The organism is Providencia sp. wls1916 (assembly GCF_009706585.1).
Lineage (GTDB): Bacteria > Pseudomonadota > Gammaproteobacteria > Enterobacterales > Enterobacteriaceae > Providencia > Providencia lanzhouensis.
In genome coordinates this window covers 172,410-193,405 of the sequence record NZ_WLUL01000021.1, presented here as the reverse complement: position 1 = coordinate 193,405, position 20,996 = coordinate 172,410, and the positions used below count along the sequence as shown (strand labels likewise).

The following is a 20,996-nucleotide window of genomic DNA, read 5'->3' as shown; positions in this document are numbered from 1 at the left end:
CCACCGGGACCCAATACCAATGTATTCACAGGGGAAGAAACAGGGGTCATAAACGCAGCGGATGCCGCAATACCAATCACCATCGCAAAAGGTAATGGAGAGACATCCATTTGATGCGCGGCGGCAATCGCAATAGGCGCCATGAGTACCGCAGTAGCCGTATTGGAAATAAATAAGCCTATCGTCGCGCATAAAATAAACAGGCAGACTAGCATCACATGAGGACCTAATCCGCCAGCTACCTTCATTAGTGCATCTACCGCAAGGGCTATCCCCCCGGTTTCTTGTAAAGCGATAGCGAATGGCATCATGCCAACAATCAAAATAATACTCGGCCAATGAATCGATTTGTACGCGCTTTCCATATCAATACAGCGAAATTTTCCCATTAATAAACAGGCAATCAACGCTGCAATAAAGTTAGGGATTTCATTGGTAACCATCATCGCCACCATGAGCGCAAGGCAAAATAACGCATGAGGGGCTTGTGAGGAGGCAGGGGCAACAGCTTCGACTTCGGCGGCTAAGTTCAATACGATAAAATTACGCGGTTTTGTTGATAGAACACGGATCAATTTCCAATCACCGATGACCAGTAAAATATCCCCCAAGCGCAAAGGTTCATCCACCAGTTTTCCATCAAGCGCTTTTCCATCGCGACGGATCCCGACGACGTTTAAACCATATCGGGTACGAAATTTAATCTCTCGTAAACTTTTACCTAGCAATTCCGAGTCCGGGTTCATGGAAACTTCCGCCATCCCCACATCCCTCGATTGCTCGGAAAAATAATCCCCACGCAAAATCATCGGCTCAAGAAGCTGTTCACTACAAAATTGGCGCAGTTCATCGTCAGTCACTGAAATATCAATTAGCAAAACATCACGCTCACGTAGCTCCGTTCCCCCCGTTGCACTCACCATCACACGGCGAAACTTACGCCAGCGCTCAATCCCCACAACGTTTGCACCATAACGGGAACGCAAATGAAGCTCATCAAGCGTGTGTCCAATCAGTGAAGAACCTTTACGAATCGCTAATCGGCGGGCACGCCCAGCCAGTTTATAATCGCGGATCAAATCACGAAAACTACGTTGATATTTAACAGGTTGTTTATCCGGTTCATTGCTACCCAACCAGCGACGAGTCAGCCACATATAGCCAATACCCGCGACTAAAATAAGAAGTCCTATTGGGGTGATTGAGAAAAATTGAAAGCTGGGTAATCCTTCGCGAACTAATTCACTGTTGACCACCATGTTGGGAGGAGTTGCGACTAATGTCATCATGCCGCTGATTAAGCCAGCAAAGCCCAGCGGCATCATTAATCGACTTGGTGAGGTTTTCATCCGTGCTGCGACACTGAGCACCACCGGAATAAAGATAGCGACCACGCCAGTGGAGCTCATAAATGCACCGAGCCCCGCCACCGTCATCATTAAAAAGACGAGCATTTTACTTTCGCTGCTGCCTGCAACTCGGACGAGCCACTCCCCCATTTGGTAGGCAATTCCGGTACGAACCAGACCATCACCGATGACAAACAGAGCGGCAATCAACAAAACGTTAGGATCCGCAAAACCCGCCGTTGCCTGTTGTAAGGTCAGTGTATCGCTTAATACAAACGCCACAATGACTAATAAGGCAACCACATCCATGCGGACTTTATTGGTAGTAAATAGAACAACCGCGATCAATAGTAGGGTTAGCACCCACAGCAATTCTCCGTTCAAAGTATCCCCTTTCGACGAAAAAAAACAGGCTAAAGATTTTAGTTAGTTAACCATGTTTTTCAGAGGATTTCTTTGATTAGATCGCAATTAGACGTTTTTCGACACGAAAAGCTCAAAATAGCCGTTATCGTCAGGACCTGTCACGGAAATTTGTTCTAATGTACTAATAATCGCAGAGATTTCATTTCGTCTTGGCATGTCTTCTGGATCATGAACCGCAATAACTTGGCAGCCCGCACTTAATGCTGAATGGATCCCCGCTGGCGCATCTTCAAAAGCAATGCACGCTTCAGGAGGAAGTTCGAGGCTTTTCGCCCCTAATTGGAAAGGTTCTGGGTCTGGTTTACCTTTCGAGACTTTTTCAAACGTGACCCAATGTTTAGGTTCAGGCAAACCCGCTGCTGCTCGGCGTCCGTGAGCAATGGGTACTGTACCTGATGTCACAATCGCCCAAGGGGCGCCTAATTTATTCAATAAAGATAACAGCGCTATTGCACCTGGCAGTGCAACAACCCCCTCCATATCTTCACTTTCCATCTTCTCTAACCAACGAAAATGGCTTTGCAGCTCTTCTTCGCTCGCATTAGGTAGGAAATGGCGCAATGTGGTCATTGCAGGTTTTCCATGAATGTAGTCGATAATCGCTTGCTTATCTTCACCAATTCTATCGCCGAATAAACACCAACAGCGCTCAACAACAGCGAGTGAGTCCGCCAACGTGCCATCGAGATCGAATAAAAAACCTTTTGCTTTTAACTTCACATCAAACCCTTTTTCAGAAAATCGTGCTACCTAATGCAAGACGTAAATGTGTCTACCTAAAAAGATAGGTTAAGCATTGAGAATTTGAGAAACCTCAACCGCTGAAAGGTGATATTGGCGAGGGCAAGCTTGCCAAATTTTCAGCATTCTTAAATATTTATCCCACATTGGTGTTTGTGAGTTAAAGCCATGAGTTCCGCTATCGAAATGGGTATATCGCCCTTCTGTATTAACCATAAAGCGCACGTAACTCAGATAACGCGCTTCCGTTGCGGCATCAAAGCCCAAAAACTGCACACGACGACCATCCACACCATGTTTGTCTTCCATGTTGCCGTAAGAAACTTGCAGCGCATGGTACATTTCCATCACTTCAATAACTGTACGACACGTTTGCTCGCTGAGTTCACCAAAATCCCTATCCAGCTCGCGCATTTGTAAACCAAATCCACGCTCAATGATAGTTTGCAGACGGCGGTAACGCTCCGCGTTATCTGGGTCTAACATGGTCATCATTTTATATTGATTGGATAAAATTAGGCGTTCAGCATTGGTCATTTCCATCACAGCTCTCCGTAGATAATTTTCTGCAATCTTCGCATTCAATGTTGATAATGCACAGATTAAATATCACTTTTATTGATCTAAACAGTTATTTTGCGTTAATTACTGTTAAATAAAGGTTTGTTATCAAATTGAATGCTAAATAAGGTTCAATGAACCGTTTAGATATCTTCCATAAAGGTATGATCTAACTGATTGAACGCTTTTTTCAAAAGTTCGGCTAGCGCCATATAGTCAGGCTGCTGCTCAACGGGTGCCATCGCGATTCCCGCTTCGGTAAATTTATCGCGAATTTCATAGAACCAGCTTAATAACCCTGCCGGTAATGGTGTGACGGCACGCTTACCTAACCACCATAATCCTTGCATTGGCAAGCTGCAGGCAAATAGCGCCGTTGCGACAGCTGGACCTAACTGCCCGCCTAACGCAATTTGCCAAGCCAGCGTAAATATCGCAATGGGCGGCATAAAGCGGATCCCAAACCGAATCGCTTTATTGATACGTAGTTCAGGAAACAGTGGCGTTAGCTTTTTTTCCATAGGGAAAACCTTCAGATAGTGATTACCTAATCTGAAGCGTTTGAAAAAACCCGGAGGGGTACTCTGCATTGTGCTCATCAATTAATTTCCTACTACTATTGATTTTCTACTGCCATTCATTTTCTGTCGCTATTCATTTCTGGATGTCATCACAAAAACAATATCAATCTATGGCTAGCTTACGTCAAATTGAGCGTGAACGCACACTCAGTTTTTAAGTTAATTTTCACAAATTTAGCTTTAATTAAGCTAACTTAAATGAAACCCGCTATTCTCTTGAATGCGTAACTCACCGCTATAACTACACTTTATATGGCATTTATGATTTTAATCAACCAAACGCCCTATTTTTAAAAAAAACATATAAAATATAAAATAGTTTTAGTAGAATCGACCGTAATTAGAATTACTGCCGAACTATGTTACTTAATAGTTCTCTTTAATAAGTAAACAACAGTGATATATTGGGGTTCTGCGCGTTATTTCAACACGATACTGTGACTTATTTCTCACAGTTATTTAACAGCATCACGTAACGTTTGCGCGAGAAAACCCTGTAAAATCATCGACCCATGTACTTTTTTGCACATATCATGATATCAATCATGAATTGGTCGGATATAAATGCGCTAGGCTCTAGCGAATTACATTTTTCAACTAAGTCTGTGTGTCCTCATAACGGGCTTCACAACATCAACTAAGATAGGTATTTCCATGTCAAGTAAGCTGGTACTGGTTTTAAACTGCGGTAGCTCCTCACTGAAATTTGCAATTATCGATCCGACTAATGGAGATGAATTTCTATCAGGTTTAGCTGAATGTTTTAATTTGCCTGAAGCTCGCATTAAATGGAAAATGGACGGTGAAAAACATGAGGCACCTTTAGGTGCAGGCGCTGCACATAGCGAAGCACTGAACTTCATCGTAAACACAATTCTTGCTGCGAAGCCTGAATTGTCAGCTCAAATTTCCTCTATTGGTCACCGTATTGTTCATGGTGGCGAGAAATTTACTTCTTCTGTTGTTATTGACGATGAAGTTATCGCGGGTATTAAAGCGGCAATCCCATTCGCGCCTTTACATAACCCAGCTCACCTTATTGGTATTGAAGAGGCGAGAAAATCATTCCCTCATCTGATCACCAAAAACGTAGCGGTATTCGATACAGCGTTCCATCAGACCATGCCTGAAGAAGCTTACCTGTATGCACTGCCATACGAATTATATTCCGAGCACAGCATCCGTCGTTATGGTGCGCACGGTACTAGCCATTTCTACGTTTCTCGCGAAGCGGCGAAAAAACTGAACAAGCCAGTTGATGAACTGAACGTTATCACTTGCCATTTAGGTAATGGTGGTTCAGTATCTGCTATCGTTAACGGTAAATGTGTTGATACATCAATGGGTTTAACTCCATTAGAAGGCTTAGTCATGGGAACTCGTAGCGGCGATATCGACCCTGCGATTATTTTCCACTTGCATGATTCATTAGGCATGAGCGTTGACCAAATCAACAAAATGCTGACCAAAGAATCTGGCTTACTGGGCTTAACTGGCGTGACTAGCGACTGCCGTTATGTTGAAGATAACTACGGCACTAAAGCGGATGCAACCCGTGCAATGGATGTGTTCTGCCACCGTTTAGCAAAATATGTTGGTGCGTACAGCGCGCTGATGGAAGGTCGTCTTGATGCAATCATCTTCACTGGTGGTATCGGTGAAAACTCTGCACAAGTGCGTGAAATCACACTGAAGAAACTGGCAATTCTTGGTTTCGAATATGACCACGAGCGCAACTTAGCAGCACGTTTCGGTAAAGAAGGTGTTATCACCACCGACAACAGCCGCCCGGCACTGGTTATCCCAACCAATGAAGAGTTGGTGATTGCCCAAGATGCTGCACGCTTAACAGCATAAAGACTTTCTTGCCGCCAGCCTTATGCTGGCGGTACTGCTTTAGAGTAACCAAAAAACGAGGTTCCTGTGTCCCGTACAATTATGCTAATTCCTACTGGCACCAGCGTTGGTTTAACCAGCGTTAGTCTGGGTGTCGTCCGCTCAATGGAACAAAAAGGTGTCCAGCTGAGCGTGTTTAAACCTATCGCACAACCACGCGTTTCCGGTAATAAAGACCAAACTACCGAAGTTTTACGTTCTCACTCCAGCATCACAACCATTGTTGAGCCTTTAACAATGGAATATGTTGAGTCTCTACTGACTTCATCGAAGAAAGATATTCTGATGGAAGAGATCGTGGCGCGCTACCACGACCACACTAAAGATGCAGAAGTGATCCTGATCGAAGGTTTAGTCCCAACTCGCAAACACTCTTTTGCTCAATCACTGAACTACGAAATTGCTAAAACCCTAGGTGCTGAAATTGTATTTGTTACTGCGCCGGGCAATAGCTCAATCCAGCAAATGCAAGAGCGTTTAGAGCTGGTTCGTAACGAATTTGGTGGTCAACGTAATGAAAGCATCATCGGGGTTATCGTTAACAAAGTTAACGCCCCCGTTGATGAACAAGGTCGTACTCGCCCTGACCTGTCTGAAATCTTTGATGATTCAACCAAAGCGACTGTGGCAAATATCGATGCCAAAGCGCTGGAGTGTTTAAATCTACCCGTTTTAGCGTCAATTCCTTGGAACTTTGACCTGATTGCCACTCGTGCAATCGACATGGCAAAACACTTAAATGCGAAAGTCGTTAACGAAGGTGAAATCAATACTCGCCGCGTTAAATCCGTCACGTTCTGCGCACGTAGCATTCCACACATGCTGGAACACTTCCGCCCAGGTTCATTATTAGTGACCTCTGCGGATCGCCCTGACGTACTGGTTTCCGCCTCTTTAGCAGCAATGAATGGCGTCGAAATTGGGGCTATCTTATTAACAGGCGGCTATGATATCGATGCACCTATTCGCAAACTTTGTGAACAAGCATTCGAAACTGGCTTACCTGTGTTTATGGTGAACAGCAACACATGGCAAACTTCACTGAATCTGCAAAGCTTCAGCCTTGAAGTACCTGCTGATGACCATGAGCGTATCGAGAAAATTCAAAACTATGTGGCTCGCCACATTAGCAGTAACTGGATTGAATCTCTGGTTGCTGATTCTGAGCGTCCTAACCGTCTGTCTCCTCCGGCGTTCCGTTACCAGTTAACTGAACTGGCTCGTAAAGCAGGCAAACGTATCGTCCTGCCAGAAGGTGATGAACCACGTACCGTTAAAGCAGCATCGATTTGTGCTGAACGTGGTATCGCGACCTGCGTATTGTTAGGTAATCCTGATGATATCCGCCGTGTTGCAGCATCTCAGGGTATCGAATTAGGCACTGGCATCGAAATCGTTGACCCAATTAAAGTTCGCGAAGAATATGTTGCACGCTTAGTCGAACTGCGTAAGAGCAAGGGCATGACCGAAGTGGTTGCTCGGGAACAATTGGAAGATAACGTTGTTCTGGGCACATTGATGCTGGAAAAAGGCGAAGTGGATGGTCTGGTCTCTGGTGCGGTTCATACCACCGCAAACACCATCCGCCCACCACTACAGTTAATCAAAACTGCGCCAGGTAGCTCATTAGTTTCTTCTGTATTCTTTATGCTGCTGCCAGAGCAAGTGTTTGTTTATGGTGACTGTGCGATTAACCCAGATCCAACGGCAGAGCAACTGTCTGAAATCGCAATTCAATCTGCGGATTCAGCAAAAGCCTTTGGTATCGAGCCTCGCGTTGCGATGATCTCTTACTCAACGGGTAATTCCGGTGCGGGTAGCGATGTTGAGAAAGTGCGTGAAGCAACACGTTTAGCGCAAGAAAAACGCCCTGACCTGATGATCGACGGTCCGTTACAGTACGATGCTGCAGTAATGGCAGATGTGGCTAAATCTAAAGCGCCAAACTCACCGGTTGCAGGTAAAGCAACTGTGTTTATCTTCCCAGACTTGAACACCGGTAATACTACCTATAAAGCAGTACAACGTTCTGCTGACTTAGTCTCTATCGGTCCAATGCTGCAAGGTATGCGTAAACCCGTTAACGACTTATCCCGTGGTGCACTGGTAGACGATATTGTTTACACCGTTGCACTGACTGCGATTCAAGCGGTACAAAACGAAAACGCATAATCTTAGTTATTAAGTATTGAGTTAAAAGGTCAATCCAGAAATGGGTTGACCTTTATTTTTTCATCGCTATCTGAAAATAACATCCTCCCATTTCCATATCATTAACCTCTATATTTTCACAAAATATTGAGGTTAATTATGATTCTTTCCCATAGAGTTCATATTAAGTTTGAACAGATAAAATTAACAGATCATTTTAAAAACACCGCTGAGAATGAGTTTTCCCGCAATATAATTGGCATTAAAAATATCCAAGAAGCCGAAAAAGGTGTCTGTTATGGATTAACACATGCTTTCTTATTTTATGCCCATGCAAATGATGAAAAGAAATATATAAAAAATCTGGCACACGCATTAAAAAAAACACATAACGCCAAAGAAAACACTCGTCACTATCGTACTTTTTTAAATGATGCTTTCTGTCAAATTATTTATAAACAAGCATCGGTTGACTATGCCCTTCACATTGACAACGCCATAAAAAAGTTTGATTTTTCAAATGATAGTCATGAATTAAAACAAAAAAAATGCTTGACTCCATCAGTGAAATCTTTTTAAAAAATAGCGCATTGTTACTCGATAATATAAAAGAAGATGATGCTATCAACTTAAAAAAAGCATTACATCAGCTATATTCTTATGCATATTCTACATCCGCAAACGCCAGGGAAGATATATTAAAAGGGAAAAGCCACTTTGAATGTCATTTAATAAAGTTAACCGCTCGAGAAATTAAGAGAAAATGTTCTAATTTTGCAAAAACTGACTTATCACTCAAAGGTATGAAACCTTTTTTTGAACTGGTTAAAAATCACCAGAAAAAAATCATTAAGTACCAAATAATACAAAAAAATAGCCAATATAATATAAAGTATGATACCTATACGATTATTGATAATGATATAAAATTAAATCCGCAAAATTATATAACCTTCGAGCAATTCAAACAGCGTATTAATAATCGGCTACAGCAACAGAAGGATACCATTTGTGATTTTATTACTAAAAATCATGCCATGGGGATCACAATTAAACATATCAACGATAAAGTTATATTCAAGTTCTTTGATCCTAATAAAGGGCTTTATATAACAAAAAATAAGAAAAAGTTTTTTAATCTCATTGAGAAAACAATGTCTCAGCAAGCATGCTTAGTTAATGCTCAACACGAGAAAATCATCGAGGTTAATACTTCCTACGCCGATAAACTTCATCAATATCCGCTATCCAATAAAATCAAAGAACCTAAATTTTATAAATCATAAAAATACAAAAGGACTACCAAGGTAGTCCTAATTTCAATACTCGCATTTACTCTGGGTTTGAACAACTAATCGCCTTATCCGCTTCATTATTACGTGTTAACCATAATGACAGCGCTTTGAGTGAATCTGGCGTGAACTCATCGCAACGAGCGGTAATTTCCTTAGGTGTCAACCAACTTACTTCCGCGACTTCACTTTCTTGCAAAGCAAAAGGACCGTGGCTCACACAACTAAATAATCCACCCCACACACGGCAAATTTCATTTTCATAGTAGAAAGTGCCATGCTCTGCAAACGGAACGCCAGCAATCCCCAATTCTTCTTCAGCTTCGCGCTTAGCTGATTCAAGGATCTGTTCATCTTGCATCACGACACCGCCCGCCGTTGCGTCCAAAAGCCCTGGGTAGAAATCTTTAATGTCTGTTCTTCGTTGCACCAGAATTTTACCCATACCATCGTGCACCACGATATAGGTCGCACGGTGGCGTAAGTTTTCTGCACGCATTTGGCTACGAGTTGCTTGCGCTATTACATTATTATCTTCGTCAACGATATCTACCCATTCGACGAATTCGGTCTGTTGTTCCATCCTGAAAACCTTATTTAGCTTGCCCACCAAAATACTTTGATACAAGGTATTCTTTTCGCATATATGTTGCAAGGGATCCTAACCAAATTTGACCTTGCTTTCCATCACAAAAATCAATGCATCTCTTTAAGATACAGTACAAAATTCTTTTTTGTGAAGCGTTAACTGAAACCCAACAATTCCCATTTGCAAATGCTATAGTTATCTTTACAGGGTGGTAAAAATTGGATTATTTAGAGTGTGATAGCGCTTTAAATAGGGGGATAAAAAATGAGAATTCTAATAACAGGCGGAACAGGGTTAATTGGTACCCAACTAGTTCAAACGTTAGTGATGCATTCACATCAGGTCACCGTGTTAAGCCGTTCACCACAAAAAGTATACAGTTTATTTTGTAAAGCCGTTGAATGCTGGACAACCCTTCAAGATAAAACCTCTCTTGATGGCTTTGATGTGGTCATCAACCTTGCTGGTGAACCTATCGCAGAAAAACGTTGGACGGCAGCACAAAAACAGATCCTTTGTGATAGTCGCTGGAAAATCACGCAACAATTGACGAATTTAATCAAAGCCAGTCAAAACCCACCGAGCGTATTCCTGTCAGGTTCTGCTGTTGGTTACTATGGCGACCAAGGTCAATCGGTCGTGACGGAAGAAGATCAACCTCATGATGAATTTACCCATCAACTAGCTGCTCACTGGGAAGCTATCGCCCAAGAAGCGCAATCGGATAAAACCCGAGTTTGTTTACTACGTACTGGATTAGTTTTATCCCCTAACGGCGGTTTGCTCGCTAAAATTCTGCCTATTTTTAAAATGGGTGCTGGTGGACCGATTGGTCACGGAAAACAATTTATGCCGTGGATCCATATTAACGATATGGTGAAGGCGATTTTATTCCTAATGGAGACGCCAACCCTCTCCGGCCCATTTAATATGACCTCGCCTTACCCTGTCCATAATGATCAATTTGCCGCCATGATGGGGGATGTTACCAACCGCCCTTCCTTTATCCGCACCCCAGCATTTGCAGTCAGGGGTGTACTTGGGGAATCCGCGACATTATTACTTGGTGGACAACAAGCCATACCTAAACGTTTAGAAGAGGCTGGCTTTGAATTTGAATTTATTGAGCTGAGAATTGCACTTGAAGATTTGTTAGCACCAAAATCATGATTATTTTAAAAACAGGCACTATTTAGCGCCCTGCCAACGGGTAAATAAATCTTGTTCAAGCTCGATATCAAATTGGTCAAGAACGCGGTTAACAGTCTGGTTAACAATATCTTGAATAGATTGAGGCTGGTGATAAAACGCAGGCATTGGGGGCATAATCACCGCTCCCATTTCTGCGGCTTGTACCATCAATTTCAAATGGCCAATATGCAGCGGTGTTTCACGCACGCCCAGCACCAACTTTTTCCCTTCTTTCAAAACGACATCTGCAGCACGGGTAACTAACGTGTCTGTATAGCTGTGAACGATGCCAGAAAGAGTTTTCATGGTACACGGCATGATGACCATGCCCGCAGTACGAAAAGAGCCTGAGGAGATAGCAGCGGCGATATCGCGGCTATCATAAACATGGTCCGCAAGCTGTTGTACATCTTTAACACTGAATTCTGTTTCCAGTGCTAATGTCTGACGCGCAGCTGCACTCATCACTAGGTGGGTTTCCACATCCTTCACAGGTTTGAGCACTTCCAGCAATCTAATGCCATAGATTGCTCCACTTGCGCCTGTTAACCCAATGATCAATTTTTTCATGTTCAGCCCCAATTCACGTCATTTCTTGCATTATATATTAAATATCGTGAAGTAGTGAGTGAGAGGCGAAGTGTGGAGGTCAGGATAGTGAAAATACAGAGCAAAACTTTACTCACTGAATAAGCAGTCATCAATAAAGGAAACTTGAACGGAGGGTAATTCAGACTAACTTCATTTTCAGCTTAGTTTTAAATTTAATCCTCTAAATAATTCATGTTGTAGCTAGGCGGCAAGCTAGCTAATCCCTAGGAGCATACACAAGTATGTGACTAGGGTTAGCTAATGCAGCCAACAACGCTACAGCGTGAAGTATGACGAGGATTCCCTAACGTTTAGCCTTCGTTGTAAATCTCTAAATCCTCAACATCACTCTGATCTTTCAACTTCAACTCATCATCTTTGCGCAGATTTTCTAGATAGTCTAAATAGCTTTGGTCGATATCTTTGGTCACGTAGATGCCATCAAATACTGAACATTCAAATTCATTGATTTCCGGATTTTCTTCACGAACCGCATCGATGAGGTCGCTGAGATCTTGGAAAATTAGACCATCTGCGCCAATCAGCTTACGAATTTCATCCACTTCTCGACCATGTGCAATCAACTCATTCGCATTTGGCATATCGATTCCGTAGACGTTAGGGAAGCGAACTTCTGGTGCGGCTGAAGCAAAGTAGACATTCTTTGCACCCGCCTCACGAGCCAATTCAACGATCTGTTCTGATGTGGTACCGCGCACAATAGAGTCATCCACCAGCAGAACGTTTTTATCACGAAACTCTGCACGGTTAGCATTCAGCTTACGGCGCACGGATTTACGACGTTCTTGTTGCCCAGGCATGATAAAGGTACGTCCAACATAGCGGTTTTTCACAAAACCTTGGCGATACGGTTTATCTAGGATATGGGCGATTTCTAACGCGATATCGCATGAGGTTTCAGGGATTGGGATCACTACATCAATATGCAGATCCTCCCATTCACGAGCAATTTTCGCGCCCAATTTTTGCCCCATACGTAATCTTGCGTTATACACCGAGATTTTATCGATAAACGAATCTTGGCGAGCAAAATAAACATATTCAAAAATACACGGTGTCAGCTGCGGGTTCTCTGCACATTGGCGGGTAAATAATTTGCCATCTTCAGTGACATATACCGCTTCGCCTGGTGCAACATCACGTAGGAATTCGAAACCTAAAGTATCGAGAGCCACACCTTCAGACGCGACCATATATTCGTGTTCGCCAGTCGCTAAAATACGGCGACCAAGAACTAATGGGCGAATCCCGTGAGGATCACGGAATGCCAACATCCCATGACCAATAATCAGAGCCACACAAGCATAGGCACCACGGATTTTTTTGTGCATTGAAGCTACTGCACTAAAAATATTGTCGGGTTCGAGAGGAAAATGATCAAACTTATCTAATTCGTATGCTAATACGTTTAGAAGAATTTCGGAGTCTGACGTGGTATTCACATGGCGACGCGCTGTTTCAAATAGACTCCGAGCGAGTTCGTGAGCATTTGTCAGATTACCATTATGCGCAAGGGTGATACCAAAAGGAGAGTTAACGTAAAAAGGCTGGGCTTCCGATGCGCTAGAGCTACCCGCGGTTGGGTAACGAACATGTCCAATACCCATTGAACCTTGAAGGCGCAGCATGTGGCGCGTTTCAAAGACATCTTTTACTAAACCATTTGCTTTACGCAAACGGATATTGTTTTTACCATCAATAGTCGCAATACCCGCTGCATCTTGCCCACGATGCTGTAGCACCGTTAACGCATCATAAATTGATTGGTTTACCGGTGAAACACCGGCGATACCGACAATACCGCACATTTAGTCTTTCCTCATCAGCCAGACGGAGAGATATTCTCCGGTAGGAAACTTGACGCATTTTGCAGGTAGTCAAAGAACCACCTAATTATATGACTGAACTGCGGAATAAGCTGTGAACGATGCCAGTCCTCACTTTGAGGAAGCGGTGTAAATGTATCGAGAAAGAACAATAGCGCCGATACAATTAATACCCCACGCAACGCACCGAAGCAGATCCCCAGTACACGATCTGTACCCGATAATCCGGTTTTTTGTACTAATGAGCTAATCACATAGTTCACCACTGCACCGACAATCAATGTCGCGATAAACAGCGCTGCAATCGCAATACCATTACGAACCAAAACATCCTCAAAGTTCGTAAAGTAACTCGCTAAATAAGGGTAAAACGTACTTGCTACGAAGAACGCACAACCCCAAGTGATTAACGATAATGCCTCACGTACAAATCCACGGATCAGGCTTACCAGTGCCGAGAAGCCAATAATGGCGATAATTGTGTAATCAATCCAGACCATATTTCATTCCAAAATTCGCATTCACGTCAGCGGCGAATGCATTCTAACAGAAAACGAAAACGTTTGCGTAACCATTTTTCATCGAATTTAAAAAAATCAGCGGCGAAAAGAAAAAATCATAATCGCCGCAGTAAGTTACTAAATACCCTTATTTTTTAGGGATAACTGAATGTCAATTTAAGGCTTAAAGGCTTGGATTATCCCTTTTGTACCGGTAATTGCGTTCAGTTCAGGTAAAGCAGATTCAAGCTTCTGCCTTGATGCTTCTGGTCCCACATAAATACGCGTTAATTTGTTGTTCACCGGTTGCGCTGGCACCGTATAAACCTGATACCCAGACAATCTTAGCTTCGCCACAATTTCTTCAACCTTGCTGGCATTATTGAGGGCAATCACTTGCACCACATACGCTTTACCTTGAGGTTCTTGTTTCGGCTCTGGCTTCGGTTCAGGTTTAGGTTCTGGCTTTGGTTCCACCTTAGGCTTAGGCTCCGGTTTAGGTTCTACCCGTGGTTTTTCTGGAGTGACATTAGCTGGAATGGCACTTCCATTTTGATTCACCACGTTTTGGCTGTTATTACTTTGATTTGCACTGTTTGCGGCTACAGGAGACTGCTCACTTTGCTTTTGCTCAGTAATAGCTTCCGATAGCATCGCTTCAGAAGTTCCTTCCGAAGACGCGGTCGATGCACTGTGTGTAATTGGTGCAATTGACTCAATATCTTCTTCATCACCCGGTTTGGGAATAATCGGAATGGCTGCAAATTCATTCTCATTGTATTTTTTATCGCCATCCAGCAATGCAGGCAATACGATGACCCCTGCAGCGACTAAAACAATGGCGCCAGCAAGACGATTCTGGAATTTACTAGCCACTGGCTTTATCCTTCTGTTTTCTCTAATAACATCATGACATGAGCCACGGTATGGAATGACCCACACACCACAATCACATCTTGTGGTCGCGCATCCGCACATGCTTGTTGCCAAGCTGCTTCCACGGAATCAAACTCATGAGCACCGTCAACATGCTGACTAAGCTCAGTCACATCTGCACCACGAAACTCTCTTAGCGGCGCGAGATACCAGTCAGTTACTTGTTGGGATAAACAGGTTAATGTCCCTTGAATATCTTTATCCCCTAGCATTCCCACCACAGCACGAACTCGACGACCTTCTGTCATCGGTAATTGTGCGAGTTTGGTGACTAAATAGCCTGCAGCATGAGGGTTATGGGCTACATCCAAGATCATTAACGGATGTTCTCCAATGATCTGAAAACGTCCCGGTAACTGAGCAGTACTTAAACCTTGGTGGATAGATTGGTCAGTGATTTTCTGTGCTAGCTGGGAATCAATCTCCATCAGGCAGCTGATCACCCCCATCGCAGTTGCTGCATTGGCCAGCGGCACATTCGGTAAGGGTAAATTTTCCCATGAGCGCTGAGAACTTTCCCAAGACCAATGTTGCCCCTGCTCTTGGTAATGCCAATCCTTTCCACGACGAAACAGTATAGTGCCTATTTTATCGGCATAAGCGCCTATAGAAACCGGCATATCAGGCTCGCCCACCACACCATAATGACCTTGACGGAAAATACCCGCTTTCTCATGACCAATATGCTCACGATCAGAACCTAGCCAATCGGTATGATCAAGCGCAATACTGGTGATTGCCGCGATATCCGCATCCACGACATTAGTTGCATCAAGGCGACCGCCTAACCCTACTTCAAGGATCACAATATCTAACTCAGCTTGCTTAAATAATTGTAGTGCAGCTAAGGTGCCATATTCAAAGTAGGTTAATGAAATATTTCCACGCTGCGCTTCGATAGTCGCAAATGCTTGGCAAAACTCACTTTCAGTAAGCTCTTTACCTTGGATTCGGACGCGTTCCGTGTAGCGCACTAAATGTGGGGAACTGTAGACACCCACCTTCAAACCCGCAGCCATCAAAATAGACTCAAGTGTATGGCAGGTTGTGCCTTTACCGTTTGTGCCGGTGACAGTGATGACGCGAGGAGCAGGTTGAGTGAGATGCATTTGACGGGCAGCTTGCCCTACTCGTTCCAACCCCATATCAATATTTTGGCTATGCAGGTCAGTGAGATAAGAGAGCCAAGCCTCCAATGGAGACTTGGCTGTAGGAATGATTAGATTACTCATCATCTTTTTTATGTTTAACGCCTTTTGCTTTATCTGCACCATCGACAGCATCAGCAAGGTCAATTTCCACGTCAACCACTTCAACAACCAGCGCTGGTGCGGTGTTCAGACTTGGTTGATTGGTTAACATCGCTAGGACATCAGCCAGACGATCACGCATATCTTGACGACGCACGATCATGTCAATTGCCCCTTTTTCCAGCAGGAATTCACTGCGCTGGAAACCTTGAGGTAATTTTTCACGAACGGTCTGTTCGATAACGCGAGGACCCGCGAAGCCAATCAGTGCTTTAGGTTCAGCCACGTTGATATCACCCAACATTGCTAAACTTGCAGAAACACCGCCCATGGTCGGGTCGGTCAGTACAGAAATGTACGGTAAGCCACGTTCTTGCATTTTCGCCAGTGCAGCACTGGTTTTCGCCATTTGCATCAGGGACAGCAGCGCTTCTTGCATACGCGCACCACCACTGGATGAGAAGCAAACTAATGGACAGTTATCTTCCAAAGCTTGTTCTACAGCACGGACAAAACGTGCCCCCACAACCGATGCCATTGAACCACCCATAAAGGAGAATTCAAATGCAGCGGCAACAACAGGCATCTCTTTGAGCGTACCTTTCATCACGACGATAGCATCTTTTTCACCCGTCTCTTTCTGGGCGGAGCTAATTCTGTCTTTGTATTTTTTAGAGTCGCGGAATTTGAGCACATCTTTTGGCTCTAATTCACTACCTAATTCCGTTGTTGAGTTTTCATCAAGGAAAGATTCAAGGCGTTGGCGAGCATGAATACGCATATGGTGGTCACATTTTGGACACACTTGTAGGTTACGCTCAAGCTCAGCACCGTAGAGGACTTGCCCACAGCTATCACATTTAGTCCAAACACCTTCAGGGATGTTTGCTTTATGGGATGGGGTTGAAGTACCTTTTTTTAAAATTTTCTCAATCCAGCTCATTAATGGACCTTTTCGTCTGATTGCACTCTGACGACACTTCGAATAATACCATCACTGAATTTCAGATGGTGGTTATATAAGAAGCATCTATCAGTATGTTATTTTTTTGCCATTAAACCACAATGATATCTCACTGTAGATAAAAACTTTTTTCAAACCGATTATTGGTTATCGTTTTTTTGCGTCGCCGCACTCTTTTCTTTTGCCACTGCATTTTTTTCTTTTGCAGCAGCTCGACGGTGGCGAATAATTTCAATGACACCCGGCAGAATCGAAATAAAGATAATCGCGACTATCAGTAATTTCAAATTCTTTTGTACTATCGGTAAATCACCGAATAAATACCCTGCATAGGTAAAGAGTAGCACCCATAATAACGCACCTGCCACATTATAAAAGGCAAAATGACGGTAAGACATTTTACCCATACCTGCAACGAAAGGTGCAAAGGTTCTCACGATAGGCACAAAACGCGCCAAAATAATCGCTTTTCCGCCATGTTTTTCATAAAACTGATGGGTTTTATCTAAATAGCTACGACGGAAAATTTTTGAATCTGGGTTTTTAAACAGTTTTTCACCAAAGATACGTCCAATGGTGTAGTTCACTGCATCACCAATAATTGCCGCAATAATCATCAACAACACCATGACGTGTACGTTTAAATCATTACTTGGCAATGCTGCTAACGCACCCGCGACAAATAATAAAGAATCCCCGGGAAGGAAAGGCGTAACCACCAGCCCCGTCTCACAGAATAGGATCAGGAATAAAATTCCGTAAACCCAAACACCATATTCGGCGACCAATTCCGCAAGATGCACATCAATATGTAAAATAAAATCAATGATAAAACTGATAAACTCCATGGGGTTCCTCATGTGGAGATTTATATTAACGACCTTTACAGCAGCTCATCCGCAAGAAATAGAGGCCCCATCACATTCTGTGGTAGGTCAAATTTTTCAGGATAATCCACGCTCACTAAATACAGTCCTTCCGCTTTGGCTGTCGCCGCCGCTTTCGTTCTATCTTTTAATTCTAGAAGATGTGCCATCCAATCAATGTCTTGATTACCACAGCCTATCTCCAACAAACTGCCAACAATATTTCTCACCATATGGTGTACAAACGCATTGGCTTTAATATCCACAACCACATAGTTTCCGTGACGCGTTACATTAACGTGCATCACATTACGCCAAGGGCTTTTTGACTGACACTGCACCGCGCGGAATGAGGTAAAATCACGCTCGCCCAGCAATGCTTGTGCCGCTTGGTGCATACGCTTTTCATCAAGGGGAAAATGAAAGTGCGTGACACCATTCGATAAAATTGCAGGTCGATAACGGTGATTAAAAATCACATAACGATATCGACGTGCCGTTGCACTAAAACGCGCATGAAACTCATCATCCACAGGTTTACACCAGCGAACCGCAATATCGTCAGGAAGGTGGGTATTTGCTCCCATCGTCCATGCCGCCTCTTTACGGTTAGCTGAAGTTTCAAAATGCACCACCTGCCCAGTCGCATGAACACCTGCATCCGTGCGTCCCGCACAATTGACGGTGATTGGCTCCGCGGCAATTTTAGACAGGGCAACCTCAAGGCAACCCTGTACGCTTTTCACTTCTTGCTGGCGTTGCCAACCATAATAACGGCTACCGTTATACTCAATTCCGAGGGCAATGCGATGCAGCTTTGGGGACTCCGACATTAGTAATACAGCTCCTGAGCCAGTTTTTCTGCTGTCTCAACCGCCATTAACGCACCACCAAAACGAACGTTATCCGCCACTGACCAGAACTGTAAAATTTCCGGTATACCATAATCGTTACGAATACAGCCAATGCTTAAGAAATCATTACCTGATGCGTCAGTCACTTGAGTTGGATAATCACCCTCTTCTGAGACCTGAATATCATCAAAACGTTCAAATTCTTCGCTCGCTTCTTCTGCACTAACTGGGCGTAGAGTTTCTAAGTGCACCACTTGCGCATTACCATAGAATACCGGTGATTGAATAAAGCTTACGGAGACTGGCAAACCATCGTCTTGCAGCACTTTACGAACTTGCTCAACTAAACGGCGCTCTTGCACAACACTGCCTTCACCATCCGCTAATAATGGCAGCATATTAAAGGCTAATTGCTTAGTAAAACGACCTTCTTCCGCAGGGATACCATTCAATAAACGCGCACTTTGACCCGCTAATTCATCCACAGCCGCTTTACCGTACGCTGACATCGACAGCATATTGGTAAGTGTAATGCGTCCTAACCCAGCCGCGTCCACTAACGGTTTGATAGACGTTAAGAGTTGGCTAACGTAACTGTCTGCCACCGAAATAATATTGCGATTACGATAATCCGCTAATACTTGCGGGTTAACTCCCGGTACCACTAATGGTACATCAGGGTCTAACGCAAAAATACCGCTGTTATCAATCACAATGCAGCCTTCTTGCGCCGCTAATTCCGCATACTGTGCTGCGGCTTCCTCGCCTGCCGCGAAAAAGGCAATTTGTGCCTGCGACCAATCGAAATCCGCGACATCTTGCACTAGATAACTTTTACCGTTGAAGCGAATGCTCTCCCCTGCACTACGCTCACTGGCTAGTAAATAAAGCTCACCAACGGGAAACTCTCTTTCTTGAAGCAGGGAAAGAATACCTTCGCCCACTGCGCCGGTTGCCCCGAGTAATGCAATATTCCAACCTTCTGTCATGGTTTTTCCTCTAAAAAATCAAAGTGAAACAAGCCGTGATTAGCCGCTTATTTCACCTAAAAGAATCTGTTATTAAATTTTTGCGTTAAAGCCTAATTCGCTCAGTAACTGGGCTGTCTCTTGGCTATCGCATTGAACTGTTAACGATGACCATTCACGGCGTTCTTGGTAGTGTTTACGTAATTTATCGAACTCACCGGGAATGCCAGCCACTGCGCGCAACGATGCATCATCACGGCGCACATCATACACGAGATGCACTAATCTTTTGAGCTGGCTTTGCGTTAATTTACCATTGAAATTAATGCAGTCGATATCCGGTTTCGGTAACAGCGATGCCAGAGATACATTAGTAGGCTTACCTAGGAATTCGCAATAAGCTTCAAAGACTTGGGTTGTTCCTCGTGCTTTACCCTCTAAAGTATAGCCCGCAATATGCGGCGTACCGATATCCACATACGCCAGTAATTCTGTATCCAGATCAGGCTCAGGCTCCCACACATCCAATACCACACTCAGCGGCTTACCTTGCTCAAGCAACTGTAATAGCGCTTGGTTATCCACCACTTCACCACGGCTCGCATTCACCAAAATGGTACCGTCGCGTAAATTTGCTAGTCGAGATTTATCCATTAAATGGAAGGTAGAATATTCGCCTTCCATGTTGAGCGGTGTATGGAAGGTTAAAATATCAGCCTGCTCCAGTAGCGAATCGAATGGAACAAAAACTTCTTGGTCGCCTTTATCTGCTCGAGGAGGGTCACATAATACGGTATTCACGCCCCACGCTTGCAGACGTTTATACAAACGCCCTCCCACATTACCAACCCCGACTATCCCAACAGTTTTATCGCGTAAATCAAAGTTATCGCGTTCCGCCAGCATCAATAATGCAGAAAAAACATACTCAACGACAGCAATGGCATTGCACCCTGGCGCTGAAGAGAATCCAATATTGGCTTCGGCAAGCCACTGGGTATCAACGTGGTCAAACCCTGCTGTTGCCGTGCCGACGAATTTTACTGGCGTATTGCTCAGTAATGATTTATTCACTTTGGTAATTGAGCGCACCATTAATGCATCTGCATCAACCAGTTCCTGTTCTGGCACTGGGCGCCCTGGTACTGCTTTAACTTCGCCTAGCTCACTAAACAGTGTTTGAGCATATGGCATGTTTTCATCAACCAAAATTTTCACGGAATTCGTCCCAATAGAATGTGTGTCATGCCCGATTTGGCTGCCACACTATACTCCAAATCGTCGATAGGCTGAATCATTTACATGACAATGCTTTTGGTTGAAATTGATAGTCTATTCGGCGACATTTAATTTTTCTTTTTATTAAACAATCTTACAGATGAGTCTGACTATCTAATCTAAAGAATTTCATGTTTAATCAGCAAAACCACATTAAAAGTTATT

20 protein-coding genes are annotated in these 20,996 nt (G+C 43.7%); 5 read left to right on the top strand and 15 right to left on the bottom strand.

The window, feature by feature from the left end:
- The 4 genes from GKR61_RS15640 to yfbV all read right to left on the bottom strand — a co-directional run.
- On the bottom strand, positions 1–1,733 hold a 1,733-nt coding region (locus tag GKR61_RS15640), incomplete at its 3' end, for an SLC13 family permease (protein WP_154639891.1).
- An 87-nt stretch (positions 1,734–1,820) separates the two neighbouring features.
- Positions 1,821–2,495 carry a sugar phosphatase gene (locus GKR61_RS15635; RefSeq protein ID WP_272537297.1) on the bottom strand — a complete coding sequence of 225 codons (675 nt, stop codon included), beginning with the start codon at positions 2,493–2,495 and terminating at the stop codon, positions 1,821–1,823.
- A 69-nt stretch (positions 2,496–2,564) separates the two neighbouring features.
- Entirely contained in the window at positions 2,565–3,059 is a 495-nt protein-coding gene (locus tag GKR61_RS15630) for a YfbU family protein (protein WP_036952716.1), read from the bottom strand.
- Between the two features lie 161 nt (positions 3,060–3,220).
- Complete coding sequence (gene yfbV, locus GKR61_RS15625; protein WP_036952713.1) at positions 3,221–3,676, bottom strand: terminus macrodomain insulation protein YfbV; 456 nt, start codon at positions 3,674–3,676, stop codon at positions 3,221–3,223.
- Between the two features lie 636 nt (positions 3,677–4,312).
- On the opposite strand from yfbV, the gene ackA reads away from it, so the two are divergent.
- From ackA to GKR61_RS15610, 4 genes are all read left to right on the top strand, one after another.
- Positions 4,313–5,515: an acetate kinase gene (gene ackA, locus GKR61_RS15620; RefSeq protein WP_036952711.1), complete on the top strand. Its 1,203-nt coding sequence runs from the start codon at positions 4,313–4,315 to the stop codon at positions 5,513–5,515.
- Positions 5,516–5,596: 81 nt separating this feature from the next.
- A complete protein-coding gene (gene pta, locus GKR61_RS15615) occupies positions 5,597–7,726 on the top strand; it encodes a phosphate acetyltransferase (RefSeq protein ID WP_154639893.1) in 2,130 nt (709 codons plus the stop codon).
- A 138-nt stretch (positions 7,727–7,864) separates the two neighbouring features.
- Positions 7,865–8,284 carry a hypothetical protein gene (locus GKR61_RS17765; protein WP_230083172.1) on the top strand — a complete coding sequence of 140 codons (420 nt, stop codon included), beginning with the start codon at positions 7,865–7,867 and terminating at the stop codon, positions 8,282–8,284.
- The gene (locus GKR61_RS15610; RefSeq protein ID WP_230083171.1) at positions 8,254–8,991 is read left to right on the top strand and encodes a hypothetical protein; all 738 of its coding nucleotides are present in this window, start codon (positions 8,254–8,256) and stop codon (positions 8,989–8,991) included. The genes GKR61_RS17765 and GKR61_RS15610 overlap by 31 nt, the downstream gene beginning before the upstream one ends.
- 46 nt (positions 8,992–9,037) lie before the next feature.
- Here GKR61_RS15610 and yfcD read toward each other — a convergent pair whose 3' ends face one another.
- On the bottom strand, positions 9,038–9,580 hold the full coding sequence (gene yfcD / locus GKR61_RS15605; RefSeq protein WP_036952704.1) for an NUDIX hydrolase YfcD: 543 nt from the start codon (positions 9,578–9,580) through the stop codon (positions 9,038–9,040).
- 270 nt (positions 9,581–9,850) lie between these two features.
- Between yfcD and GKR61_RS15600 the strand changes: the two genes are divergently transcribed.
- Positions 9,851–10,756, top strand: coding sequence for a TIGR01777 family oxidoreductase (locus tag GKR61_RS15600; protein ID WP_036952702.1), 906 nt, complete (start codon positions 9,851–9,853; stop codon positions 10,754–10,756).
- Between the two features lie 18 nt (positions 10,757–10,774).
- On the opposite strand, the gene GKR61_RS15595 is transcribed toward GKR61_RS15600, so the two are convergent.
- From GKR61_RS15595 to pdxB, 10 genes are all read right to left on the bottom strand, one after another.
- Entirely contained in the window at positions 10,775–11,347 is a 573-nt protein-coding gene (locus tag GKR61_RS15595) for a UbiX family flavin prenyltransferase (protein ID WP_036952700.1), read from the bottom strand.
- A 332-nt stretch (positions 11,348–11,679) separates the two neighbouring features.
- Positions 11,680–13,197, bottom strand: coding sequence for an amidophosphoribosyltransferase (gene purF, locus GKR61_RS15590; RefSeq protein WP_154639890.1), 1,518 nt, complete (start codon positions 13,195–13,197; stop codon positions 11,680–11,682).
- A gap of 14 nt (positions 13,198–13,211) precedes the next feature.
- Positions 13,212–13,715, bottom strand: a complete 504-nt coding sequence (cvpA, locus tag GKR61_RS15585) for a colicin V production protein (protein ID WP_132495458.1) — start codon at positions 13,713–13,715, stop codon at positions 13,212–13,214.
- Positions 13,716–13,892: 177 nt separating this feature from the next.
- A complete protein-coding gene (gene dedD, locus GKR61_RS15580) occupies positions 13,893–14,591 on the bottom strand; it encodes a cell division protein DedD (RefSeq protein ID WP_272537299.1) in 699 nt (232 codons plus the stop codon).
- A 5-nt stretch (positions 14,592–14,596) separates the two neighbouring features.
- The gene (folC, locus tag GKR61_RS15575) at positions 14,597–15,886 is read right to left on the bottom strand and encodes a bifunctional tetrahydrofolate synthase/dihydrofolate synthase (protein ID WP_154600205.1); all 1,290 of its coding nucleotides are present in this window, start codon (positions 15,884–15,886) and stop codon (positions 14,597–14,599) included.
- The gene (gene accD / locus GKR61_RS15570; RefSeq protein WP_036952691.1) at positions 15,876–16,844 is read right to left on the bottom strand and encodes an acetyl-CoA carboxylase, carboxyltransferase subunit beta; all 969 of its coding nucleotides are present in this window, start codon (positions 16,842–16,844) and stop codon (positions 15,876–15,878) included. Before accD ends, folC begins: the two co-directional genes overlap by 11 nt.
- A 161-nt stretch (positions 16,845–17,005) precedes the next feature.
- Positions 17,006–17,713 carry a DedA family protein gene (locus GKR61_RS15565; RefSeq protein ID WP_108478579.1) on the bottom strand — a complete coding sequence of 236 codons (708 nt, stop codon included), beginning with the start codon at positions 17,711–17,713 and terminating at the stop codon, positions 17,006–17,008.
- Positions 17,714–17,748: 35 nt separating this feature from the next.
- Positions 17,749–18,564 carry a tRNA pseudouridine(38-40) synthase TruA gene (gene truA / locus GKR61_RS15560; RefSeq protein ID WP_036952686.1) on the bottom strand — a complete coding sequence of 272 codons (816 nt, stop codon included), beginning with the start codon at positions 18,562–18,564 and terminating at the stop codon, positions 17,749–17,751.
- Positions 18,564–19,574, bottom strand: coding sequence for an aspartate-semialdehyde dehydrogenase (locus tag GKR61_RS15555; RefSeq protein WP_036952682.1), 1,011 nt, complete (start codon positions 19,572–19,574; stop codon positions 18,564–18,566). Before GKR61_RS15555 ends, truA begins: the two co-directional genes overlap by 1 nt.
- 72 nt (positions 19,575–19,646) lie before the next feature.
- The gene (pdxB, locus tag GKR61_RS15550) at positions 19,647–20,771 is read right to left on the bottom strand and encodes a 4-phosphoerythronate dehydrogenase PdxB (protein WP_108478576.1); all 1,125 of its coding nucleotides are present in this window, start codon (positions 20,769–20,771) and stop codon (positions 19,647–19,649) included.
- Positions 20,772–20,996: the final 225 nt, after the last annotated feature.